This is a genomic window from Geodermatophilus africanus, from assembly GCF_900107105.1.
In the GTDB taxonomy this organism is placed as follows: Bacteria; Actinomycetota; Actinomycetes; order Mycobacteriales; family Geodermatophilaceae; genus Geodermatophilus; species Geodermatophilus africanus.
This window is the reverse complement of sequence record NZ_FNOT01000002.1, coordinates 108,245-129,666: the sequence shown is the minus strand read 5'-3', so window position 1 is coordinate 129,666 and position 21,422 is coordinate 108,245. Positions and strand designations below refer to the sequence as shown.

At 75.8% G+C, this 21,422-nt stretch carries 19 protein-coding genes and 1 pseudogene; 9 read left to right on the top strand and 11 right to left on the bottom strand.

Annotation, left to right across the window (positions count from 1 at the left end; genetic code table 11):
* Together BLW63_RS03245 and BLW63_RS03240 are read left to right on the top strand one after the other, a co-directional pair.
* Positions 1-867 (top strand): DUF1206 domain-containing protein, encoded by an 867-nt coding sequence (locus tag BLW63_RS03245; RefSeq protein WP_091151449.1) that lies wholly within the window; start codon positions 1-3, stop codon positions 865-867.
* Positions 864-2,225, top strand: coding sequence for a DUF2254 domain-containing protein (locus BLW63_RS03240; protein ID WP_091151447.1), 1,362 nt, complete (start codon positions 864-866; stop codon positions 2,223-2,225). Before BLW63_RS03245 ends, BLW63_RS03240 begins: the two co-directional genes overlap by 4 nt.
* Before the next feature lie 60 nt (positions 2,226-2,285).
* On the opposite strand, the gene BLW63_RS03235 is transcribed toward BLW63_RS03240, so the two are convergent.
* Positions 2,286-3,053 (bottom strand): SDR family oxidoreductase, encoded by a 768-nt coding sequence (locus BLW63_RS03235; RefSeq protein ID WP_091151445.1) that lies wholly within the window; start codon positions 3,051-3,053, stop codon positions 2,286-2,288.
* A 137-nt stretch (positions 3,054-3,190) separates the two neighbouring features.
* Entirely contained in the window at positions 3,191-4,402 is a 1,212-nt protein-coding gene (locus BLW63_RS03230; protein ID WP_091151443.1) for an acetyl-CoA C-acetyltransferase, read from the bottom strand.
* A 138-nt stretch (positions 4,403-4,540) separates the two neighbouring features.
* Between BLW63_RS03230 and BLW63_RS03225 the strand changes: the two genes are divergently transcribed.
* Positions 4,541-5,677 (top strand): MFS transporter, encoded by a 1,137-nt coding sequence (locus BLW63_RS03225; protein WP_091151441.1) that lies wholly within the window; start codon positions 4,541-4,543, stop codon positions 5,675-5,677.
* A 200-nt stretch (positions 5,678-5,877) separates the two neighbouring features.
* Here BLW63_RS03225 and BLW63_RS03220 read toward each other — a convergent pair whose 3' ends face one another.
* The 6 genes from BLW63_RS03220 to BLW63_RS03195 all read right to left on the bottom strand — a co-directional run bounded on the left by BLW63_RS03220 (position 5,878) and on the right by BLW63_RS03195 (position 11,754).
* Positions 5,878-7,125 carry an ABC transporter substrate-binding protein gene (locus BLW63_RS03220; RefSeq protein ID WP_091151439.1) on the bottom strand — a complete coding sequence of 416 codons (1,248 nt, stop codon included), beginning with the start codon at positions 7,123-7,125 and terminating at the stop codon, positions 5,878-5,880.
* Positions 7,122-8,375 carry a branched-chain amino acid ABC transporter permease gene (locus BLW63_RS03215; RefSeq protein ID WP_091151437.1) on the bottom strand — a complete coding sequence of 418 codons (1,254 nt, stop codon included), beginning with the start codon at positions 8,373-8,375 and terminating at the stop codon, positions 7,122-7,124. Before BLW63_RS03215 ends, BLW63_RS03220 begins: the two co-directional genes overlap by 4 nt.
* Positions 8,368-9,258, bottom strand: a complete 891-nt coding sequence (locus BLW63_RS03210; protein WP_091151435.1) for a branched-chain amino acid ABC transporter permease — start codon at positions 9,256-9,258, stop codon at positions 8,368-8,370. Before BLW63_RS03210 ends, BLW63_RS03215 begins: the two co-directional genes overlap by 8 nt.
* Positions 9,255-10,121, bottom strand: a complete 867-nt coding sequence (locus BLW63_RS03205; protein WP_244522323.1) for an ABC transporter ATP-binding protein — start codon at positions 10,119-10,121, stop codon at positions 9,255-9,257. The genes BLW63_RS03210 and BLW63_RS03205 overlap by 4 nt, the downstream gene beginning before the upstream one ends.
* Positions 10,109-10,897 (bottom strand): ABC transporter ATP-binding protein, encoded by a 789-nt coding sequence (locus tag BLW63_RS03200; protein WP_091151433.1) that lies wholly within the window; start codon positions 10,895-10,897, stop codon positions 10,109-10,111. The genes BLW63_RS03205 and BLW63_RS03200 overlap by 13 nt, the downstream gene beginning before the upstream one ends.
* 497 nt (positions 10,898-11,394) lie before the next feature.
* Positions 11,395-11,754: an STAS domain-containing protein gene (locus BLW63_RS03195; protein ID WP_091151431.1), complete on the bottom strand. Its 360-nt coding sequence runs from the start codon at positions 11,752-11,754 to the stop codon at positions 11,395-11,397.
* Positions 11,755-11,979: 225 nt separating this feature from the next.
* Here BLW63_RS03195 and BLW63_RS03190 point away from each other — a divergent pair, with 225 nt between their 5' ends.
* Together BLW63_RS03190 and BLW63_RS03185 are read left to right on the top strand one after the other, a co-directional pair.
* Positions 11,980-12,300, top strand: coding sequence for a hypothetical protein (locus tag BLW63_RS03190; RefSeq protein ID WP_091151429.1), 321 nt, complete (start codon positions 11,980-11,982; stop codon positions 12,298-12,300).
* Positions 12,301-12,448: 148 nt separating this feature from the next.
* Positions 12,449-12,817 (top strand): hypothetical protein, encoded by a 369-nt coding sequence (locus tag BLW63_RS03185; RefSeq protein ID WP_091151427.1) that lies wholly within the window; start codon positions 12,449-12,451, stop codon positions 12,815-12,817.
* 88 nt (positions 12,818-12,905) lie between these two features.
* Here BLW63_RS03185 and BLW63_RS03180 read toward each other — a convergent pair whose 3' ends face one another.
* Positions 12,906-15,911: a sacsin N-terminal ATP-binding-like domain-containing protein gene (locus BLW63_RS03180; RefSeq protein WP_091151425.1), complete on the bottom strand. Its 3,006-nt coding sequence runs from the start codon at positions 15,909-15,911 to the stop codon at positions 12,906-12,908.
* Positions 15,912-15,953: 42 nt separating this feature from the next.
* Between BLW63_RS03180 and ppk2 the strand changes: the two genes are divergently transcribed.
* The 3 genes and pseudogenes from ppk2 (at position 15,954) to BLW63_RS03165 (ending at position 17,763) form a co-directional block, all read left to right on the top strand.
* Positions 15,954-16,886, top strand: coding sequence for a polyphosphate kinase 2 (gene ppk2, locus BLW63_RS03175; RefSeq protein WP_091151424.1), 933 nt, complete (start codon positions 15,954-15,956; stop codon positions 16,884-16,886).
* A gap of 48 nt (positions 16,887-16,934) precedes the next feature.
* Positions 16,935-17,315: pseudogene (locus BLW63_RS03170) on the top strand (aldehyde dehydrogenase family protein); the annotation flags it as partial.
* 94 nt (positions 17,316-17,409) lie between these two features.
* The gene (locus tag BLW63_RS03165) at positions 17,410-17,763 is read left to right on the top strand and encodes a GMC oxidoreductase (RefSeq protein ID WP_244522322.1); all 354 of its coding nucleotides are present in this window, start codon (positions 17,410-17,412) and stop codon (positions 17,761-17,763) included.
* Positions 17,764-17,821: 58 nt separating this feature from the next.
* Here BLW63_RS03165 and BLW63_RS03160 read toward each other — a convergent pair whose 3' ends face one another.
* Positions 17,822-18,811, bottom strand: coding sequence for an ArsR/SmtB family transcription factor (locus BLW63_RS03160; protein WP_091151421.1), 990 nt, complete (start codon positions 18,809-18,811; stop codon positions 17,822-17,824).
* Positions 18,812-18,868: 57 nt separating this feature from the next.
* Here BLW63_RS03160 and BLW63_RS03155 point away from each other — a divergent pair, with 57 nt between their 5' ends.
* Positions 18,869-20,053 carry an MFS transporter gene (locus BLW63_RS03155; protein WP_211516979.1) on the top strand — a complete coding sequence of 395 codons (1,185 nt, stop codon included), beginning with the start codon at positions 18,869-18,871 and terminating at the stop codon, positions 20,051-20,053.
* A 9-nt stretch (positions 20,054-20,062) separates the two neighbouring features.
* Here the strand turns inward: BLW63_RS03155 and BLW63_RS03150 are convergent, their stop codons facing one another.
* Complete coding sequence (locus BLW63_RS03150; protein WP_244522321.1) at positions 20,063-21,382, bottom strand: MFS transporter; 1,320 nt, start codon at positions 21,380-21,382, stop codon at positions 20,063-20,065.
* Positions 21,383-21,422: the final 40 nt, after the last annotated feature.

Genomic DNA, 21,422 nt, shown 5'->3' with positions numbered 1-21,422 from the left:
GTGCCCTCCGCCCGCCCGTTGCTCGACCGCGTCCACCGGCTGGTCGAGAACGCCCGCGAGGTCACCGACCACCCGGTGCTCGAGGCGGTCGCCCGGGTGGGCCTGGTCGCCTACGGCGTCCTGCACCTGCTCATCGGCTGGCTGGCGGTGCAGTTGGCCCGCGGCAGCAGCCGCACCGACGCCGACCAGACCGGGGCCCTGCAGGCGGTCGCCGGCACCCCCGGCGGCACGGTGCTGCTCTGGTCGATCGGGGCGGGCATGCTCGCCCTCGCGCTGTGGCAGGGCGGCGAGGTGCTGCTGTGGTGGCGGGGACTGCTCGACCGCGAGCACCGGCTCCGGACGGCGGTCGTCTGCGCCAAGTGCCTGGCCAAGGCCGCCGTCTACGCCGTCCTCGGCGGAACCGCGCTGCTGTTCGCGCTGGGCTTGGAGTACCAGGCCGACGACCGGCTGCGCGAGCTGACCGGCGAGACCCTCGAGCTGCCCGGCGGCACGGCGCTGGTGCTGGCCGTCGCCGCCGGGGTGGTCGCCGTCGGGCTGTACACGCTGGTGCGCGGGCTGACCGGCGGCTTCATGCGGGACATCGACCTGCCCACCGCGCCCGACCGGTGGGAGCCGCTGATCGAGGCCGTCGGGCGGATCGGCTACGTCGCCAAGGGCATCGCGTTCGGGCTGGTCGGCGTGCTGCTGTGGCGGGCGGGCACCACCGCCGACGTCTCCACCGCCACCGGGCTGGACGGCGCGATGACCGCCATCGCCGCGGTCGGCGCCGGGCCGTGGCTGCTGGGCGCGGTCGCTGCCGGTTTCGCCGCCTTCGGCGTGTACGCCCTGGCCCGCGCCCGCTACCCCGACCGTGACCCGTCGTCGTGAGGCGGCGGACCAGCAGGCCGTCCCGCGTCCGTGACGCGGTCACCGGCGCCCTCTGGCCGCTGCCCGCGGCAGCCGTGGTGCTGGCGGTCGTCCTCGGCGGAGCACTGCCACTGCTCGACGAGGCGTTGCAGGCTTCCGGCGAGGAGCCGCTGGCCTACGTCTTCGAGGGCGGCCCGTCGGCTGCGCGGGGCATCCTCTCGACGATCGCCGGGTCGGTCATCTCGGTGACCACGCTGCTCTTCTCGCTCACCATCGTGACGCTGCAGCTGGCCAGCAGTCAGTACAGCCCGCGGCTGCTGCAGACCTTCGTGCGCGACCGCATCGTGCAGGTCTGCCTCGGCGTGCTGCTCGGGACCTTCGTCTACGCGCTGGTCGTGCTGCGCAGCGTGCGCTCGGCCGGCGACTCCGACGGCGGCTCGGCCTTCGTGCCCCGCCTGTCGGTGACCGCCGGGTTCGTCCTCGCGCTCGCCTCGGTCGCCGCGCTGGTCACCTTCCTCGCCCACCAGACCAGGCAACTGCGCGTCGAGACGATGATGGGCGACGTCTCCACCGAAGCCACCGCCACGATCACGCGGCTGGGGACGCAGTTGGCCTCGGACGACTCCCCGGACGAGCCGCTGTCCGACGTGCCGGCGTCCGCCTGGCCGGTGTGTGCCCGTCGCAGCGGCTTCCTCGTCCGGACCGCCGAGGAGCCGTTGGTGGCCGAGCTGTCCCGGCGTGGTGCCGTGCTGCGGCTGGACCGCCGGCCCGGGGACTCCGTGGTGGCCGGGACGCCGCTGGCCTGGGCGTGGGTCGACGACGACGGAGTGGCGCCGCTCCCGGTCGAGGAGCTAGCGACGGCCCTGGAGCGGTACGTCGAGCTCTCCGTCGAGCGGTCTGCCGCAGCCGACCCGAGTTACGGGCTGCGCAAGCTCGTCGACATCGCCGCCCGCGCGCTGTCGCCGGGCATCAACGACCCGACGACGGCCGTCCACGCCCTCTCGCACGTCTCGGCGCTCATGGCGCAGCTGAGCCTGCGCGACACCTGGCACCGGCGCGTGTCCGGTGACGACGGCGTCCCGCGGTTGCTGCTGCCGTCGTGGGACCACGCCGCGTTGCTGGACCTGTCGGTCACCCAGGTCCGCAGCTACGGCCGGCAGGACACCACCGTCGTCGAGCGGCTGTTCGCACTGCTGGCCGAGGTGGGCTGGCAGGCACGCACCGAGCCGCAGCGGCAGGCGGTGCGGACTCAGTGCGCGGCGCTGACCGCCCAGTCCCTCGAGGACGTGCCCGCCGGGCGGACCGCGGAGGACGTGCGGCGGATGGCCGACGCCGTCGAGCGCGCGCTGACCGGCCGGTGGGAGCCGCTCCGGACGTGAAGAAGGACCCCCCTGCCCCCGCCATTCGCGAGCTCGCGGTGGGCTTCTGCAGGGGGGCCGTCAGGTGCGGGGGCCGCCGGCCACGTAGACGACCTGGCCGGAGACGAAGCCGGCGCCCTCGCTGACGAGGAACGAGACGGTGTGAGAGATGTCCGCAGGGACGCCAGCCCGTTGGACGGGGATCGCCGCGGCTCGCTCGGCCACGTACTCCTCCCAGTCGCGGCCGATGCGCTCGGCGGTCGCCCGGGTCATCTCGGTCTGGATGAAGCCGGGGGCGACTGCGTTCGCGGTGACGCCGAACTTGCCGAGCTCGAGGGCGAGGGTCTTGGTGAAGCCCTGCAGCCCGGACTTGGCGGCGGCGTAGTTCGCCTGGCCGCGGTTGCCCAGCGCCGAGGTGCTCGACAGGTTGACCACCCGGCCCCAGCCGGCCGCGACCATGTGCTGCTGCACCGCACGGGTCATGAGGAACGAGCCGCGCAGGTGCACGTGCATGACGACGTCCCAGTCGGCGTCGGTCATCTTGAACAGCAGGTTGTCGCGGGTGACCCCGGCGTTGTTGACCAGCACGACCGGCGGGCCGAGCTCGGCGGCGATCCGGGCGACGGCGGCCGGCACGCGGTCGGCGTCCCCCACGTCGGCGCCGACCCCCAGCGCGCGCCCGCCGGCGGCCTCGATCGCCTGGACGGTGTCGGCGGTCGAGGCCTCGTCGAGGTCGACCACGGCCACCGCGAAGCCGTCCTCGGCCAGCCGCCGCGCGATGGCAGCGCCGATGCCCCGGGCCGCCCCGGTGACGATCGCGACGCGCTGCTGGTCGGTGGGGGTGGGCATGCGGCAGGTCCTGTCAGCTGGGGGCAAGGGCCGGCCCCCTGCAGGTCCCGCCGCTGGCCCCGTCCCGGGCTCCGCCCCGAGCTCGCGAGGGGTGGGGAGGACGGGGTCCTTCCACAGTGGCGGCAGGGGGTCCTTGTTCAGACGCGCCCGAAGAGGGCGGCGAGGCCCTGGCCGCCGCCGATGCACATGGTCTCCAGCCCGTAGCGGGCGTCGCGGCGGGCCATCTCCCGGGTCAGGGTGGCCAGGATCCGCCCGCCGGTGGCGCCCACCGGGTGGCCCAGCGAGATGCCCGAGCCGTTGACGTTGGTCCGCTCGAAGTCCGCGTCGGTGAAGCCCCACTCCCGGGTCACGGCCAGCACCTGGCTGGCGAACGCCTCGTTGAGCTCGATGAGGTCCACCTCGGCCAGCTTCACGTCGGCCAGGGCCAGCGCCTTGGCCGTGGCCGGCACCGGCCCGATGCCCATCGTCTTCGGCGGCACCCCGGCCACCGCCCACGACACCAGCCGCGCCAGCGGCCGCAGGCCCAGCTCGGCGGCCTTCTCCGGGCTGGTGACCACGCACACCGCCGCGCCGTCGTTCTGCCCGCTGGCGTTGCCGGCGGTCACCGTGGCCTCCGGGTCGTCCTTGCCCATGATCGGGCGCAGCTTGGCCAGCGTCTCCACGCTGGAGTCGGGGCGGATGTGCTCGTCGCGGTCGACCACCGTCTCGCCCTTCCGCTGCTTGACCGTCACCGGCACGATCTCGTCGGCGAACCGGCCGGCCTCGACCGCGGCGGCGGCGCGCTGGTGGCTGCGGACGGCGTACTCGTCCTGCTCGGCGCGGGAGATCGCGTACTCCCGGCGCAGGTTCTCCGCGGTCTCCAGCATCCCGCCGGGCACCGGGTGGTGCTCCCCGCCGGCGGTCACCCGGCCGCGGGCCAGCCCGTCGGCCAGCAGCACCCCGGGTCCGGCCTTGACCCCCCAGCGCATGGCGTGCGTGTAGAACGGCGCGTTGCTCATCGACTCCGCGCCCCCGGCGAGCACCACCTCAGCCGCACCGGTCTGCACCTGCATGGCCGCGTACAGCACCGCCTGCAGCCCCGAGCCGCAGCGCCGGTCGAGCTGGATGCCCGCGGCGGTCACCGGCAGCCCGGCGTCCAGCGCCGCCACCCGGCCCAGCGCCGGGGCCTCCATCGTCGGGTAGCAGTGCCCCAGCAGCACGTCGTCCACAGACTCCGGCGGCAGCCCGGTGCGCTCCATGAGCGCCCGGATCACCGTCGAGGCCAGGTCCTGCACCGGGACGTCGCGCAGCGAGCCGCCGAAACCGCCCACCGGCGTCCGCAGGGGCTCGCAGATGACCGCATCGCGCACGGGATCCTCCTCGTTCGTCGCCGTCGGCACAGGCAGTCTGCCCCTCGGCGGACGGCGGCGCGGCAGCGGCCTCCCCGCACGTCGCGCGCGGAGTCCGCGCCGGCTCCGTAGGGTGCCGCGGTGGCCTGGAGGCGAGCGGTGTTCACGTTGTTCGCGGTCGCGGCCGGCACCAACGTCCCCACACCGCTCCTGCTGGTCTACCAAGACCGGCTCGACCTCTCCCCTGAGGTGCTCACCGCGCTCTTCGGCTGCTATGCCGCGGGCCTGGTGCCGGCGCTGTTCCTGGCCGGCCCGCTGTCGGACCGGCTGGGCCGCCGCCGCGTCGCCCTCCCTGGCGTCGTCCTCGCCGGGCTGGCGTCGCTGGCCTTCGCGGCGGCCGGCGGGTCGCTGGTGCTGCTGTTCACCGCTCGGTTCCTGCAGGGCGTGGTCAGCGGCGTGGTGTTCAGCGTCGCGAGCGCCTGGGTCGCCGAGCTGTCGGCCGCCTCCGGGGAGGGCGCCGGGGGACGGCGGGCCGCGGTCGCGATGACGGCGGGCTTCTCGCTCGGCCCGCTCACCAGCGGCCTGCTCGGCCAGTTCGCGCCGGCGCCCACGGTGCTGCCCTACCTGCTGCACACGGTTCTGGTGGGCGTGGGGCTGGCCCTGGCGGTGCGGCTGCCGGAGACCGTCGTGCCGCGGCCCGGCGGACGGCGGAACTCCGGCGACCCCGCCGTCCCGCTGCTGCCGCCGGGCAACCTCGGCCTCGCGGTCACCGTGCTCGCCCCGGTCGCGGTCTGCGTCTACGCGTTCCCGTCGTCGGTCATCTCCGCCGTCCCCCTGCTCGGGGACCTGCCGGCCGGCGGGGTCGCGGTCACCGGCGTCCTCGCCGGCGTCACCCTCGGCGCCGGGACGCTCGTGGCCGGCCTGCAGCGCCGGCTGGGCTCGTGGACCGCCGTCACCGGCGCCGCCCTCGGTGCGGCCGGGTACGCCGGCGCGGCGCTCTTCGTGGCCACCGACGACTGGCCGTGGCTGGTGGCCGCCGCCCCGCTGCTCGGTGCCGGCGGCGGGCTGTGCCTGGCGGCCGGGCTCACCGAGACCGGCCGGCTGGCCGCGCCCACCCGCCGGGGCGAGCTGACCTCGGTGTTCCTGGCCTGCGCCTACCTCGGTTTCGCCGTCCCCTTCCTCATGGCCACCGCGGCCCGCTCGACCCAGGCCTGGGTGCCGATGCAGGTGGCCGCGGTGCTGACCGCGCTGCTCGCGCTTCGCCTGGTCCCGGTCGCCCGTCGCGGCCGGATCTGAGCGGCCGTCACACCGTCGTCCTCCGGACGACACCGCGGCCAGGGGCCGTCCCTGACCTGCGATGAGCCCATCCCGGGCCTCGTCGCGGAGGCCTCCGGCCCCCACTCCTCGACCCGACCAGAGCCAGGAGCGGGCCCACGGACGACGACGGCGCCCCCTCCCGACCGGGGAGGGGGCGCCGCCAGGGTGTCACCGGAAGGTCAGCGCAGGCCCTCCGCGAACTCGCCCTCGAACGCCTGCTGGACGACGGTGGCACCGCCCGGGACGTCGGCCGGCCGCAGGATGAAGCTCTGCGTGCTGGGCGACACGCCGGTCTCGAAGCCGTCGATCGGGACGACGAGGCCGCCGGTGTCGACATCCTGCAGCTCGGAGAAGGCGGTGACCACGCCCTCGCGGGTCAGGTCGCCGTTCTCGCAGGCCGCGTCGAGCACCTGCTTCATGATCGCGCTCATGCCGTAGCCGACGAGCACGCCGAGGCTCGGCTGCACGTTCGGGTAGGCCTCCTGGTACTGCGCGAGCAGCTCGGGCTGGGCGTCGAAGGCCGACACCGGGCTGGCGACGTACAGGTTGTCCTTGAGCGCCTGCGCGGCCGGCCCCTGCAGCAGGCCCGGCGCGAAGACCGGGTTGCTGCCGATGATCGGCACGTTGAGCCCCTGGGCCGCCGCCACGCCGGCCGCGGACGCGGTCTGCGTCGGCGCGACGGTCAGGGCGATGGCGTCGACCCCGGCCGCGGCGAACTGCGTGATCTGCGCGGTCATGTCCTGGTCGGTCGACTTGATCTGCGCGGGGATGATCGTCAGCCCGCGCTCCTCGGCCACCGCCTCGCTGCCGGCCAGGCCGTTCTCGCCGTACTCGCCCTCGAAGTAGATGTGCCCGACGGTGGCGCCGTCCTGCAGCAGGCCCTGCTCGAACAGGTAGGAGTACCCGTTGGCCAGCTCGACGTCGTAGGTGGCGCCGACGACCCCGGTGCCGGGGATCTCGGTCAGCGTCCGCGCCCAGGCCGACGGGAAGTTGACGATCTGGTCGGACTCGTACTCCGGGGCCAGCGCGGTGTTGATCGGCGAGCCGATCGTCTGCTGCATCGCCAGGATGTTGGGCTCCATGCCGCTGTAGAGCTGCACGCCGTTCTGCGGGACGTAGTTGGTGTCCTGGACGTCCAGCTCGACGGTGTAGGTGTCGCAGACCTGGTTGTCCTGCCAGAACAGCGTATTGGCGTTGGTGATGTCCTGGCCGAGCGCGGCGAACACGCCCGTCAGGTCGGTGAGGACGCCGAGGGTGATCGTGGTCCCCTCGACGCCGACGTCGGTCAGGACCTCGCCACCCGAGCCGCCCTCTCCCCCTCCGCCCCCGCCGCTGGACTCCGGTGCCCTGGTGCTGCAGCCGGCCGTCGCCACGACGACGGCCGCGGCGACCGCGGTGGTCGTGCGCAGAGCCTTGCCTGTTCTCATCTGGTGTCGCTCCCTTGTGCTGGTCGGTCGGAGGGGGTCGGTGCGGAGCCGGGTTGCTCCGGGGGTGGTGTGGCGACTCCGCCGCGGGCGGGCGCACGGCCCCGGCGGAAGCGTTGGGTGAGGCGCTGCGCGATGCCGGCCAGCCCGGCGGGCTCGAACAGGACGATGAGGATGATCGCCGCGCCGTAGAGGAACCGGGCGGCGAAGCCGGCGGAGACGCCGCCCTGGCCCGGGGCGCTCACCAGCGGCAGCACGTCGGCGTACTGCTGGAAGAGCAGGGGGAGCGCGGTGACGAAGAGCGCGCCCAGCGCCGCACCGCCCACCGAGCCGAGACCGCCCAGGACGATCATCGCCAGGTACTGGATCGAAACCACCAGGGTGAAGGACTCCGGCGCGATGCTCCCGATGGACAGCGCGTAGAGGACTCCCGAGAGGCCGGCGTACATGGAGCTGACCAGGAACACCCGGGCCTTGTAGGCCTGCACGTTGACGCCCATGACCGACGCGGCGACCTCGCTGTCGCGCAGCGTCTGCAGTGCCCGGCCGGGCCGGCTGCGTAGCAGGTTGCGGGCGAACACGTAGGCGGCCAGCGCCAGGACCAGGCCCAGGTACCAGAGCCGCTCGGCCTCCCGGAACGGCACGCCCAGCACCCACAGCTGCGGGTCGCTGTTGCCGAAGGTGAAGCCGAACAGCGAGAACTCGGGCGCCGCGCGGCCGTTGAAGCCACCGGTCACCGGCGTCCAGGTGTTGATCACGTGGACGCCGATGAAGACCAGCCCCAGGGAGGCGACACCGAGGTAGATGCCCCGCAGCCGCGCCGCGATCGGGCTGAAGACCAGCCCGGCCAGCCCGGCGAGCAGGACGCCGACGACCATGCCGACGATCGGCGGCAGGCCCAGCCCGTCGAGGGCGGCCCGGGTACCGAGCCCGCCGGACTCCCCCGAGATGTAGGTGTAGCTGACCGCCCCGACGGCGAGGAAGAAGGCGTGCGCCAGGGACAGCTGGCCGGTGGTGCCCACGAGCAGGTTCAGCCCGATGGCGCCGATGGCCGCGCCGAACACCGCGAAGCCGGTGCGCAGCCAGAACTCGTCGAAGTACAGCGGGAAGACCAGCAGAAAGACCAGCAGTGCGGCGATCAGCACCCACTTGACCACGGTGCCGGGACCGCGGCCGGCCCGGCCCGAACGGGCGGGGGTGTCGGACCCTGCGCGGGAGGACCCCGCCGGGCGCGAGACGGTCTGCTCAGACACGGGTCAGCTCCTTGGTGCCGAAGAGCCCCGAGGGCCGGACGAGCAGGACGGCGATCATCACCACGTAGGGGACGACCTCGCCGAAGCCGCGGCCGAGGAAGAGCAGCTGCTCCTGGTAGCCGGCGGCGAGGGACTCGGCGAGCCCGATGAGCAGCCCGCCCACCAGCGCGCCGCCGGTGGAGTCCAGGCCGCCGAGGATCGCCGCGGGGAAGGCCCGCAGCGCGGTGGCGTACACCGCCGAGCTGACCCCGGGCGTCGGGCTGCCCACCAGGAACAGGGCGGCCACACCGGCGAGGACGCCGGCGACGACCCAGGCCAGCGCGGAGACCCGGCCCTGCCGGATGCCCATCAGCGCCGCGGTCTCGCCGTCCTCGGCCGACGCGCGCATGGCCACGCCCCAGCTCGAGTACTTGAACGCGACGAAGAACAGCGCGATGAGGACGCCGGCGACGATCATGGCGATCAGCCGGTTCTGGGTGATCCCGATGCCGCCGATGCGGACCGACTCCCCGCCCCACGGGTGCGGCACGTTGAGGATGTCCGGGCCGATCCGCCGGATCAGCTCGGTCAGCAGGATGATGTCGACGCCGATGGTGACGATCGCCAGGCTGATGACGGGGGCGCCGCGGAGCCGGTTGATGATGAACCGCTCGACGAGCAGTGCGGCCAGCGCGGTGATCGCCAGCCCGGCGAGCACGGCGAGCAGGAAGCCCAGCGGCTCGGACAGCCGCGCGATCGAATACGCGCCGAGGAGCAGCAGCGAACCGTGGGTGAAGCTCACGACCTCGCTGGCCTTGAAGATGATCACGAAGCCGAGCGCGATCAGCGCGTAGATGGCGCCGAGCGACAGCCCGTTGAGCAGGAGCGAGAGGAACTGGGTCACGAGGACGTCCCTGGCGTGTCGGTGGTGTGGTGTGCGGCGGCCTCGGCGGGCGTCTCGTCGTCGCCCGAACCGAGGTAGGCGCGGATGACCTCGGGGTCGGCCTGCACCTGGGCGGGCGTCCCGTCGGCGATCCGGCGTCCGAAGTCCAGGACGGTGACCCGGTCGGCGAGGGACATGACCATCCCCATGTCGTGCTCGACGAGGACGATCGAGATGCCGAGCGCCGAGCGGATCTCCCGGATCGCCTCGGCCATCCGGCCGGTCTCCTCGGCGTTCATGCCGGCCACCGGCTCGTCGAGCAGCAGCAGCCGCGGCTCGGTGCACAGCGCGCGGGCCACCTCGACCCGCTTCTGGTCGCCGTAGGACAGCACCCCGACCGGGGTCTGCAGCTTGTCGCCGAGGTCGAGGAACTCGGCGATCTCCCGGATCCGCTCGCCGTGCACCTTGCCCTCGCGGGTGGCCCGGGGCAGCCGCAGCCCGGAGGAGAGGAACCCGGCCTTCGTGAGGTGGTGGCGGCCGAGCATCAGGTTCTCGGCCACCGACTGGGCGCCGGAGAGGGCGATGTTCTGGAACGCCCGGGCCACGCCGACCCCGGCGATCTGGAACGGCCGCATCTGGTCCAGCCGCGCGTCGCCGAAGCGGACCTCGCCCTCGGCGGCCTTGTAGACCCCCGACAGGACGTTGAACATCGTCGACTTGCCGGCGCCGTTGGGCCCGATGACCGCGTGGATGGTCCCGGGCGCGACGGTGAAGGAGACGTCGTTGAGCGCCCGGATGGCGCCGAAGCGGACGCTGATGTGCTCGACCTCGACCGGAGGGACGTCGGACCGGGTGTCGGCCGCGGCCGCGGTCACGCCGTCCACCGCGAGAGGGTGCGCCGGGAGTGGCGGCCGACCGGCCCGGTGGCCGCGGCGTCGCCGTGGCCGAGGTAGAGCCGCTGCACCTCGTCGGTGCGGGCGAGCTCCTCGGCAAGCCCGGACAGGGACACCTTGCCGACGTCGAGGACGTAGGCGAGGTCGGCCACGCCCAGCGCCATGGTGGCGTTCTGCTCGACCAGCAGCACCGAGGTGCCCTGCCGGTTGATCTCGGCGACCACCTCGCCGATCTGGCCGATCACCCGCGGGGCCAGCCCCAGCGAGGGCTCGTCGAGCAGCAACAGCTTAGGACTGGCCATCAGCGCCCGCCCGATGGCCAGCATCTGCTGCTCACCGCCGGAGAGCAGCCCCGCCCGCTGGCCGCTGCGCTCGGCGAGCACGGGGAACAGGTCGTGCACCCGGGCGTGCGCGGCCGCCTTGGCGGCTCGGTCCCGGTTGCCCATCCCGCCGGCGCGCAGGTTCTCCTCGACGGTGAGCCGGCCGAAGATCCGCCGGCCCTCCGGCACCTGGACCACGCCGCGCCGGACGATCTGGCCGGGGTCGCGGCCGGTGAGCGCCTCGCCGTCGAAGTGCACCGCGCCCTCGTCGACGCGCCCGCGGTGCAGCCGCAGCGTGCCCGAGATGGTGCGGAGCAGCGTGGACTTCCCGGCTCCGTTGCTGCCGAGGACGGCGACGACCTTGCCGTCGGGGACCTCCATGGTCACGCCGCGCACGGCCTCCACGGCGCCGCCGTAGGTCACGCGCAGCGAGTCGACGCTCAGCACGCGGCCCGCTCCGCGGTCGTCCCCGGCGCGGAGGCCGGCGTCCGCCGGCCCGCCTCTCGCGGAACGGGATCGGTCTGTGATGCAGGGCACATGGCCGGAAACTGTAAAGGGACGGCGCGCCGACCCCCCACAGGCGCGGAGGATCGTGACCTGCAGGTGATCTGGAGACGGCCGTCGGAGCCGGCAGCGGGGCAGACGGGGACGGGCAATGTGTCAGGGGCACACGCCGGCCGCGGGTTCCGTGTGGTCCCCACCCGCTGCGGGAGCGGCACGGAACGCCGCAGGTGGGCGGCTCGCCGGAGGCCTCACGGTGCCTGGGCGGGGTCGGGCGGGCGCCGTCGGGGTGGGACGGTGGCCCCCCTATAGGGCCCACCGCGGCCCCGTCCCGGGTCCCGCCGGCCCCCTGCAGGGTCCGGCACGAGCGTGCGAGTGGCGGGGGGTCCTTCTCCGAAGGGTGCGGAGGAGGGGCCCTCCGTCGGTGGGGAGCGGGGACCTGTTCAGGCGACCCCGGCGCCTGGCCGCAGCTGCCCGACGGCGAGCAGGTCGTAGAGCCCGGTGATCTGCAGCGGCCGGACGACCGCCCGGCCGGAGGCGTGCACGCGGAGGACGACGCCGTCCTCGGCCGCGCGCCGGTGGGCGGCGGCCAGCACGCAGAGGCCGGCGGAGTCGAGGAAGGTCACGCCCTCGAGGTCGAGGGTGAGCGACCGGACGCCGTCGGCGAAGGCCGTGTCGACGGCGGCGCGCAGGGAGGGGGCGGTGGAGGAGTCGACCTCACCGGTGACGGTGAGCAGGACGCCGGTGGCGGCCGACCCGGCCACGTCGATGGAGACCAGGTCGTCGATGGGGGCAGCGGTCACGGTGCGCCTCTCTCTGGAGGAAGCGAACCCGTGCGGAGGACCACGGGGTCAGCCGTGGCACGACGCGGAGTCCGGCAGCTGTGCCGCGGCTGACTGTTGAACCGCTCCCCCGACCGTAGGCACCCGGGCCCCCGGAATCAAGGTCCGCCGGGTGGCCGGGGCCCGCGGGCGGGGTGCGAGGGGCGTGGCGACCGGCCCGCGGCGCGGGCGGGGATACTGGTCGGCGTGTTGCGGCGACTGATCGGGTGGGGCGGGGTCTGGCTGGCCGGCTCGGTCGCGGCCTTCCTGCTGCTCGACCCGATCCTCGCCGCGTTCGTGGCCATCGTCGGCCTCTGCCTGTGGGGTGTCGCGGTGCTGGCCAGCGGCTGGGAGCAGCACCCCTCCTTCGAGCAGCGCGAGCTGGTCCGCGCCCGTCGGCGTGCGGCGCGCCGGGAGCGGACCAAGGACGCCCGGGCGCGCGACCGCGCCCGCTGGGAGGCCCACCAGCAGCGCAAGGCCGACCGGTCGGCCGGTAATCCGCTCGACGGGCCCGCGACGCGTCCGTAGCGTCGTCGCCATGCGGTCCTGACCGATCCCTCCGCGAGTCCCCGCGGGTCGAGCCCTGCTCCCCGCCGTCCGCGCTTCCCCCCGGCGCGCCCACCGCTCCCCCGACCGGCTGCCGGTCGCGCAGCCCCGTCCTCTCCCGGAGGTCGCCTTGTCACGCCCGCACCGCACCCTCGACGGCGCCGCCGCCATCGCCCGCGCCGCCCTCCCCGAGACAGCGGCGGCCGACCTCGACCGGCTGGCGCACGCCGTCCTCGCCCGGCCCGGAGCCGCCCTCGGCGCCGTGCTGCGCGCCGTCCTGCCCGGCACCACCGGCGCGCGGTGGCTGCGCTCGGAGGGCCTGCCACCCACCACCCGGGCCGCCGACCTGACCGCCGAGCAGTGGCTGTCGCTGCACCGCTGCTGCGCCGCGGCCGGGCACGCCCCGGTGCCCGGCGCGCCGGCCGGGCGGAGCGGACGGCCCAACTCCGCCCACGGTCGTGCCTCGGGCGCGCACGCCATCCCGCGCTGGGGCCAGTGAGAGAGGACCCCTCCCCTGCTCCTCGCGTCGGCCTCCTCCCGGGCACCGCCCCGAGCTCGCGAGGGGTGGGGAGGAGGAAGTCCTTCGACTACGGGCCGACGGCGTCCTCGGCGGCGAGCGCGGCGGCCTGGTCGGGGTGCGCGAACGCCTCGGCCAGCGCCTGGCGCAGCGGCCACGCCCCCGCGCGCCAGGCCAGCGCCCGCCCGAGCGCGACCGGCGTGCCGTCGACGGCGTCGGGGCCCGCACGCCCGCCCGGCCACCACGGCACTGCCCGGCCGCCGGCGCGCAGCGGCTCGTGGACGGCGACCTCACCCGGCAGCTCCGCGAGCCCCAGCCGGGCGGCCGCCAGCCCCGCTCCCGGGACGTCGGCCCAGCGGACGACGCGCACCGGAGGGCTCGCCACGCGGGCCCGCACCACCTCACCGGCCAGCGGCAGGTCCAGCAGGTCGGCGACCGGTCCCGGCGCCCCGCCGGCGGGCACGAGCGGGGAGTCGACCAGTGGCTGTAACCACGGCGCGTCGAGGACGACGGCCTCCCCGGCGGGCACCACGCGGTCCGGGGCCACGCGCACCCGGTCCGGCGGCTCCACGTCGACGCCGTCCAGCGCCGCGGCGAGCCGCGCGTGCACGGTGCGCAGCACCGCGGGAGCGACGGTCCGGCGCGGGTCGCCGAGCCGGTCGAGCAGGTCCAGCGCGCCGTCGACGTCGGCCAGCACGTCGGCCACCGAGGCCGGCGGCCGCAGCAGGTCGAGCAGGGCGGGCGGGGCGTCGGCCGGTTCGTACAGTCCCTGCAACTCCGCGGCCTCCGGGTGCCGCAGCCGGTCCGGACGCCGCCCGCCGAGCACCGGGTGGGTGCACAGCCACCAGCGCAGGTAGCCGGGCACCGGCACCCCGCCGAGGACGACGTCGGCCCACGCCTCCGCGGGCAGCTCGGCCAGCAGCGGCAGCGCGCCCACCCAGTCGTCGACCAACTCGAGGTCGCGGACGGCGGTCAGCGGCGGCCAGGACGGCGCGGGCGCGTCGGCGGGCAGCCGGTCGAGGACGGCGTCGGCCCACTCCCGGGCGCCGTCGACGTCGAGGTCGTCGGGGTCCTCTGCGCCGACCAGCGCGAAGCCGTCGAGCACGCCCACCGCGCGCAGCACGTCCGGGTCGGCGTCCAACGCGGGGTCGAGGGCGCCCAGCGCACCCTCGGCCAGCACCGCGCCGAACCGCGACCCGGGCAGCACCAGCTCGCCGGCCGGCGCCCAGCCGCCGTCGGCGTCGGGCAGCGCCAGCGCGGCCAGCCACGGCAGCTCCGACGGCCCGGGACCGGCCGCGGCGACGAGCGCCAGGACGGCGTCGGCGACCGAGGCCGGGTCGCGGTCGGCGCTCCAGTCGTCGTCGGCCGCGTCGACCGAGGCCTCGACCGCCGCCCGCACCCCTGGGTCGTCGAGCACCGCGGCGGCGGTCGCGGGGCGGGCGCCCAGGCGCTCCAGCAGCCGGCGGGCGGTGGCCGGGGCGACCGCGTCCGGATCGGCGACCCGCAGGCCCAGGGGCCCCAGCCGGGCCACCGGCAGCCTCTCGTCGGGCAGCAGCACCCCGGCCGGCCCGTGGGCGGTGCGGCCGTCGGCGAGCGGCACCGGCAGCGCGGCCAGCTCCTCGCGCTCGGCGCCGTCCAGGGCGGCGTAGAGCCGCGCCCACCACCCCGGCGGCCGGGTGACGCCCCGCACCGCCTCCACGACCTCGGCGGTGCCCACCCGGCGGACCCCGAGCGCGGCAAGCGCGGGCTGGTCGCCCCGGCCGGACCAGTCCGCCGGGAGCAGCCCGGGCAGGACGCCGGTCAGCGCGGCGACCCGCTCCTCGGTCGGCTCGGCGAGCACCGCGGCCCGGCCCGGCGTCTGCCGGTCCCGCTCGGCACCGGCCACCGGCAGCCACGCCGCCTCCCGCAGCCGCTCCAGCGCGGCGGTGCACAGCGCGGCGTCGAGCTCGGCGCCGGCCAGCCCGATGCGCGGCACCAGCGCGAGCACCGCGCCGTCGTCGGCCAGCCCGGCGACCAGGTCGGCGTAGCCGCCGGCCGCCGCGGCGACCAGCTCGTCGGTGACCGGCCCGGGCAGCACGTGCCGCCGGTCGGGGCCCAGCGGGAACGGCGCGATCAGCCGGGCGGGCAGGGTCAGCGGCTCGTCGCTGGGCGTCGGCGCGTGCACCCGCTGCGGCAGCGGCAGGGACGCCGGCCGCCCGTCCTCGTCCAGTGGCACCGCCCAGGTGAGCGTCCAGGCGCGGCCCTCCCGCTCCTCGACCGGCCGGCCGGCCAGCAGCTCCTCGGGCAGCACGCCGTCGCGCCGCTGGAGCCGCCAGGTCGTCGTCCGGTCTCCGTCGGTCAGCTGCGCCCGGGGTGGGCGTTCTGCCGTGTTGTCGTACCGCGCCGACAGCGACCGCACCGCCCCGTCGAGGACGACGTCGACCGCGGCCAGCCCGGGCAGGGCGAGCAGCAGCTCGGCCTCGACCTCCTCCAAGGCGGTCCGGACGGCGGCCCGCGACCCGGCGCGCAGCGGCAGCACCACCTCGGTCGCGAAGCCCTCGGGGGGCGTCCCGTCTGTCGGCCAGGGCAGCCGCAGCACCGGCACCGCGCCGTCCCGGCGGGCCACCTCGTCGGCCAGCGCGGGGAGGGCGGCGACCTCGGCGCGGGTGCGGTCGGCGGCGAACCGCACCCCGCCGGTGGTCGAGTGCACGGCGGGCTCGTCGGTGACGGCGAGCACCGCGGCGAACCCGACCCCGAACCGCCCGACCGACGTCGGCTCGTCGCGCTTGCCCGACGCGCGGAGCGTGGCCAGGCCCTGCACCCCGGCGGCGTCGAGCGGGGCGCCGGTGTTGGCGGCGCGCAGCACCTCTCCCCCGGCGCCGTCCTCGGCGAGCTCGAGCCGCAGCCGGCCCGGCACGCCGGCCCGGGCGGCGGCGTCGGCGGCGTTCTGCGCCAGCTCGACCAGCAGCCGGTCCCGGTAGCCGCCGCGGACGAGGTCCTCCTCGGCGTTGGCGTCCTCGCGGAAGCGGGCCGGGGAGCCGGCCCAGGCGGCGAGCACCCGCCGCCGCAGCCCGGCGGTGTCGAACGGGTCGGCCACCCGGCCAGCATGGCAGCGGCCCGGTGGGGTACCCCCCGGTGCGTGTCCGAGATCGACGTGTCCCAGTACCGGTTGCAGGCCCTCCCCGAGGACGACTCCGACGAGGACTGGGACGACGACGGCGAGCTGTTCGGCCCCGACGGTGAGCGGATCGAGACCTGGCGGGAGGGCTACCCCTACGCCGAGCGGATGCCGCGCAAGGAGTACGAGCGGGAGAAGCGCCGGCTGCAGATCCAGCTGCTGCGGCTGCAGGGCTGGGTCAAGGACACCGGCCAGCAGCTCGTCGTCCTCTTCGAGGGCCGCGACGCCGCGGGCAAGGGCGGCACGATCAAGCGCTTCACCGAGCACCTCAACCCCCGCGGCACGAAGGTGATCGCGCTGGACAAGCCGTCGGAGCGCGAGCAGACCCAGTGGTACTTCCAGCGCTACGTGCAGCACCTGCCGGCCGCCGGGGAGATCGCCCTGTTCGACCGGTCCTGGTACAACCGCGCCGGCGTCGAGCGGGTGATGGGCTACTGCACCGACGAGCAGTACGAGCGCTTCATGCGCCAGGCGCCGGAGTTCGAGCGGATGCTCGTCGACAGCGGCATCCGGCTGGTGAAGTTCTGGTTCTCGGTCTCCCGGCGCGAGCAGCGCACCCGCTTCGTCGTACGGCGGATCGACCCGGTGCGGCAGTGGAAGCTCTCCCCCACCGACCTGGCCTCGCTGGACCGCTGGGACGACTACACCGCGGCCAAGGAGGCGATGTTCGCCGCCACCGACACCGACCACGCGCCGTGGACGGTGGTCAAGAGCAACGACAAGAAGCGGGCCCGGCTCGAGGCGCTGCGGTACGTGCTGTCCGCGCTGCCCTACGAGGGCCGGGACGAGGCGGTGGTCGGGCGGCCGGACCCGAACATCGTGGTGGCCGCGGCCGACGTCCTGGAGTCCGACCGCGAGGCGCTGGAGCGGGAGGAGCTGGCGGCGGCTCGCTGACCGGCACCGTTCCCGACGACGTTGGCTACCCGCGGGTAACCTCCGCCCATGTCGCTCGCCGAGCAGCCGGACCGCCGCGCGGCCGGGAGCTTCGAGTCGACCGCCCCCGCGACGGGCGCGGTCGTCGGGGTGTTCCCCGTGCACGGGGCGGACGACGTCCGCGCGGCCGTGGCCCGGGCCCGCGTCGCCGCCGCCGCGTGGGCCGACGTCGGGTTCGACGGCCGCCGGCAGCGGCTGGCGGCCTACCGCGGCTACCTCGCCCGCCGGCTGCACGAGCTGGCCGACCTGGTGCACCGGGAGACCGGCAAGCCGCACGCCGACGCGATCCTCGAGATCACCCTCGCCGTCGACCACCTCGCCTGGGCTGCCACCCACGCACGGAAGGTGCTCGGCCCGCGCCGGGTCAGCCTGGGCCTGCTGGCGGCCAACCACGCGGCGTGGCTGGAGTACCAGCCGCTCGGCGTGGTCGGCGTGATCGGCCCGTGGAACCGACGAGCGCGACCTCGACGGGCTGGTGTGCGGGGTGGAGCAGGCGCGGGAGATCGCGTCCTCCGGCCCGCTGGCCGCCGTCCTGGCCGGAGAGTGGTCCCCCGGCGGGGCGGTGCGCTCCCGCAAGGGGCTGCGGCAGGCGGTGCGCGACACGCTCGAGTCGCTGTACCACCCGGTGTCCTCGTGCCGGATGGGCACCGACGACGAGGCGGTCGTCGACCCGCAGCTGCGGGTGCGCGGGGTCGACGGGCTGCGGGTGGCCGACGCCTCGGTGATGCCGACGCTGGTGCGCGGCAACACCAACGCCCCGACCATGATGGTCGCCGAGCGAGCGGCCGACCTGATCACCGGACGCACTGTCGACCCCGCCCTCACCGGCACGGCCTGAGAGAGACCCCTCTTCCCCACTCGCCCGCTCGCGGCGGGCGCCTCCGGAGGGGCCGTCGTCACCCGGGCTGCGGTGCCCCGGCGTCGTCCGGGACCGCGCCGGCGGCCGTGACGAGGGCCTGGCCGGCGTCGCTCCACCAGTAGAGCACCTCGCGGCCCGAGCGGCGCCGCTCGACGAGCCCGGCGTCGAGCAGCACCCGCAGGTGGCCGCCGACGCTGCCCACGGGGAGCCCGAGCTCGGCGCCGAGCGCGCTGGTGCTGCCGGGCGTCCGCAGCCGGGTGAGGACGCGGGCGCGCGAGCGGCCGAGCAGCCGGGCCAGGGGCTCGGGCAGCGGCGCGGGCGCGGTCGCGAAGACCCCGACGACCGGGTAGACCAGCGCGTACCGGTCGGGCAGGTGCCAGGAGACCGAGCTGCCCCGGCTGTGCGCGGCGATGAGCATGAGGTCCCGGCCGCGGATGTCCCGCGGCGGGTACGGCTGCGCGCTGACCTGCAGGCGGCCGTGCGCCAGCCAGCGGACGCCGGGGCCGATGCCGTCGAGCACCCCGGACCAGCCCTCCGTGCTCAGCCGGGCGGTGCGCGACACCACGTCCGCACGCAGCACCCGGCGCCGGCGCTCCCACTCCGGTGCGATGCCGGTGCGCCACGTCCAGCGCAGCAGCTCGGCGGCCCGGGCGGCCAGCCCGGTCGCCCCGAGGACGGCGGGCAGCGGGCCCGACACGTACTCCAGGTCGGCCCGGATGCGGTCGTCGGGCAGGGACTCGAGGTGCTCCAGCTCCTCGTCGAGGGTGAGGTCGGGCGCGTGGGGCGGGACGGTGAGGAAGTCCGCCGTCCACGTCCGCGAGAACGCGGCGCGCACCAGCGCCGCGGCGACCTCGTCCCCGGCCAGCCGGGCGCGCAGCTGCGGGAGGTGCGCAGTGCGCCAGTCCCGGTGCCACGGCTGGACCTGGGGGGCGAGCAGGATCGACAGGCCGGCGAGGGTCTCCGCCCACGGCGAGCTGCCGAAGCGGGTGCGCGCCAGCACGTCGGCGTCCACGATCAGCTCACCCACCTTTCGACCGTAGCCGAAAGCCTGGGTGTGTCCGGCCGCGCGACCGAGCCTGGGCCGGTGACGACCTACCGGCAGCTGTTCGCCGACCGCGAGTTCCGGGCCCTGTGGACCAGCAGCGCGCTGTCCGTCGCCGCCTCGACCACGGCGAGCCTGGCGCTGGCGGTCGTGGTCCACGAGCGGACCGGCTCGGCGCTGCTCAGCGCGGTGGCCCTGTTCGGCCCGTCGACCGTCCAGGTCCTCGGCGCCGCGACCCTGATGTCCGCGGCCGACGCCTCCGCCCCGCGCCGTGCCCTCACCGTCGTCGGGGTCCTGTCGACCGCCGGCCTCGTGCTGCAGGCCGCCCTCCCGCTCGGCACGGCCGGCCGGCTGGCGCTGCTCCTGGGCGGCGCCTACGTCCTCTCCCTCGGCAGCGGCGTGCGCTGGGGACTGCTCAGCGAGGTGGTGCCGGCCGAGCGATTCGCCCTCGCCCGCTCGGCGATGAACGTCGCGGTCGGGGCGTGCCAGATCGTCGGGTTCGCCACCGGCGGGGTCCTGCTGGGCCTGCTGACCACCGCCCAGGTGTTCGCGGTGGCCGCGGCGCTGTCGGCCGTCGCGGTGCCGGTGCTGCGCTCCGGCGTCCGGGAGCGTGCGCCCCGGCGGACCGCGCGGCCCGGCGTCCGGGAGACCGCGCGGGGCAACCGGCTGGTCCTCGCGCGACGCGACACCCGCGTGCTGCTGCTGGCGCTGTGCCTGCCCAACGGGTTGGTCGTGGGGTGCGAGGCGCTGTTCGTCCCGTACGCCGGGGACGCCGCGGGGTGGCTGCTGGCCGCGGCCGCCGCGGGGATGCTCACCGGGGACCTGGTGGTCGGGCGGTTCCTCACCGCAGCCGGACGGCGCCGGGCGAGCACGCCGCTGCGGTTCCTGCTGGCCGCCCCCTTCGTGCCGTTCCTCCTCCAGCCCGGCCTGCCGGTCGCCGTCCTCCTCGCCGCCGTGGCGTGCGTGGGCTACGCCGCCTCGCTGGCGCAGCAGGAGCAGTTGCTGGCGCTCACCCCGGCGCCGGTGCGCGGCCAGGTGCTCGGCGCGGAGTCGTCGACGCGCACGACCTGCCAGGGCCTGGGCGCCGTGCTCGCCGGGGCCCTCGCCGACCTCGCGTCGCCGGCCGTGGCGATTGGCCTCCTGGCGCTCGGCTCGCTGCTGGCCTCGGCCGTGCTCACCCGGCCCCTGGCGCGGGCCGCCGCCGCGGCGGCGCCGGCCCGCGCGTGAGCGCCCTCCTCAGCCGTGCGCCTGGGCGGCCGCGGCCTCGTCGCGGTCGGTCGGCAGCGCCGTGCCGACGGCCGGCCGCGGGCTGCGCGGGATCAGGAAGGACATGGCGGCCGCCGCGATGCACAGCGCCCCGGCGAGGAACCAGGCCGGGTCGTAGGAGCCGGTTCCGTCGCGGATCACGCCGCCGCCGAAGGCCGCGAACGCCGACCCGACCTGGTGCGAGGCGAACACCCAGCCGAACACCACCGGCGCCCGCGCACCGAAGAACTCCCGGCACAGCGCCAGGGTCGGCGGCACCGTGGCCACCCAGTCCAGGCCGTAGAAGACGATGAACGCGACCATGCTGACGTGCAGGTCGGGCCCGAACAGGGTCGGCAGCAGGAACAGCGACAGCCCGCGCAGGCCGTAGTAGGCCAGCAGCAGCACCCGGGGGTCGGTGCGGTCGGTGAGCCAGCCCGACAGCACCGTGCCGGCGATGTCGAAGATCCCCACCACGGCGAGCAGCCCGGCGGCCGTGGTGATCGGCATGCCGTGGTCGTGCGCGGCCGGGATGAAGTGCGGCTGAATCAGCCCGTTGGTCGACAGCCCGCAGATGAAGAACCCGCCGGCGAGCAGCCAGAACGGGATCGTGCGGGCGGCCGACACCAGCCCGCGCACCGCCGTCCGGGCCGCGCCGGTGCGCACCGGGTCGGCGTCGTCGGCCGCCGTCCCGCCGTAGGGGACGACACCGGCGTCGCGCGGCCGGTCGCGCAGCAGCCACAGCACCAGGGGGACGACGGCCAGCGCGGCCGCGGTGGTGCCCAGCGACGCCGAGCGCCAGCCCCACGTCGCGTCGGCCCAGGCCACCAGCGGGAGGAACACCAGTTGCCCGGTGGCCCCACCGGCGGTGAGGATGCCCGACACGAGGCCGCGGCGGGCCACGAACCAGCGGCCGGTCACCGTCGCCACCAGGGACAGCGCCATCGACCCGGTGCCCAGCCCGACGAGGAAGCCCCACAGCAGCACCAGCTGCCAGCTCGTCGTCATGAACACGGTCAGCCCGCTGCCGGTGGCGGTCAGCAGCAGGGCGCCGACGACGACCCGGCGGATGCCGAAGCGCTCCATCAGCGCGGCGGCGAACGGCGCGGTCAGCCCGTAGAGCGCCATGTTGACCGCCACGGCGGCCGAGATCGTCGTGACCGACCAGCCGAACTCCGCGCGCAGCGGCTCGATGAGCACGCCGGGCACCGCGCGGAAGGCCGCGGCGCCGACCAGGGCCAGGAAGGTCACCCCGGCGACCCACCAGGCCGGGTGGACCCGGTACGTGCGCGGCGCGGCGGTTCTCGTCACGGCGGACAGCATGGCGGACGACGTCACGGCCCAGGGAGTG

Coding starts and splice junctions, on each gene's coding strand:
- BLW63_RS03235 (WP_091151445.1), bottom strand. CDS start 3,053: ATGCCCACCCCCACCGACCAGCAGCGCGTCGCGATCGTCACCGGGGCG.
- BLW63_RS03220 (WP_091151439.1), bottom strand. CDS start 7,125: ATGAGAACAGGCAAGGCTCTGCGCACGACCACCGCGGTCGCCGCGGCC.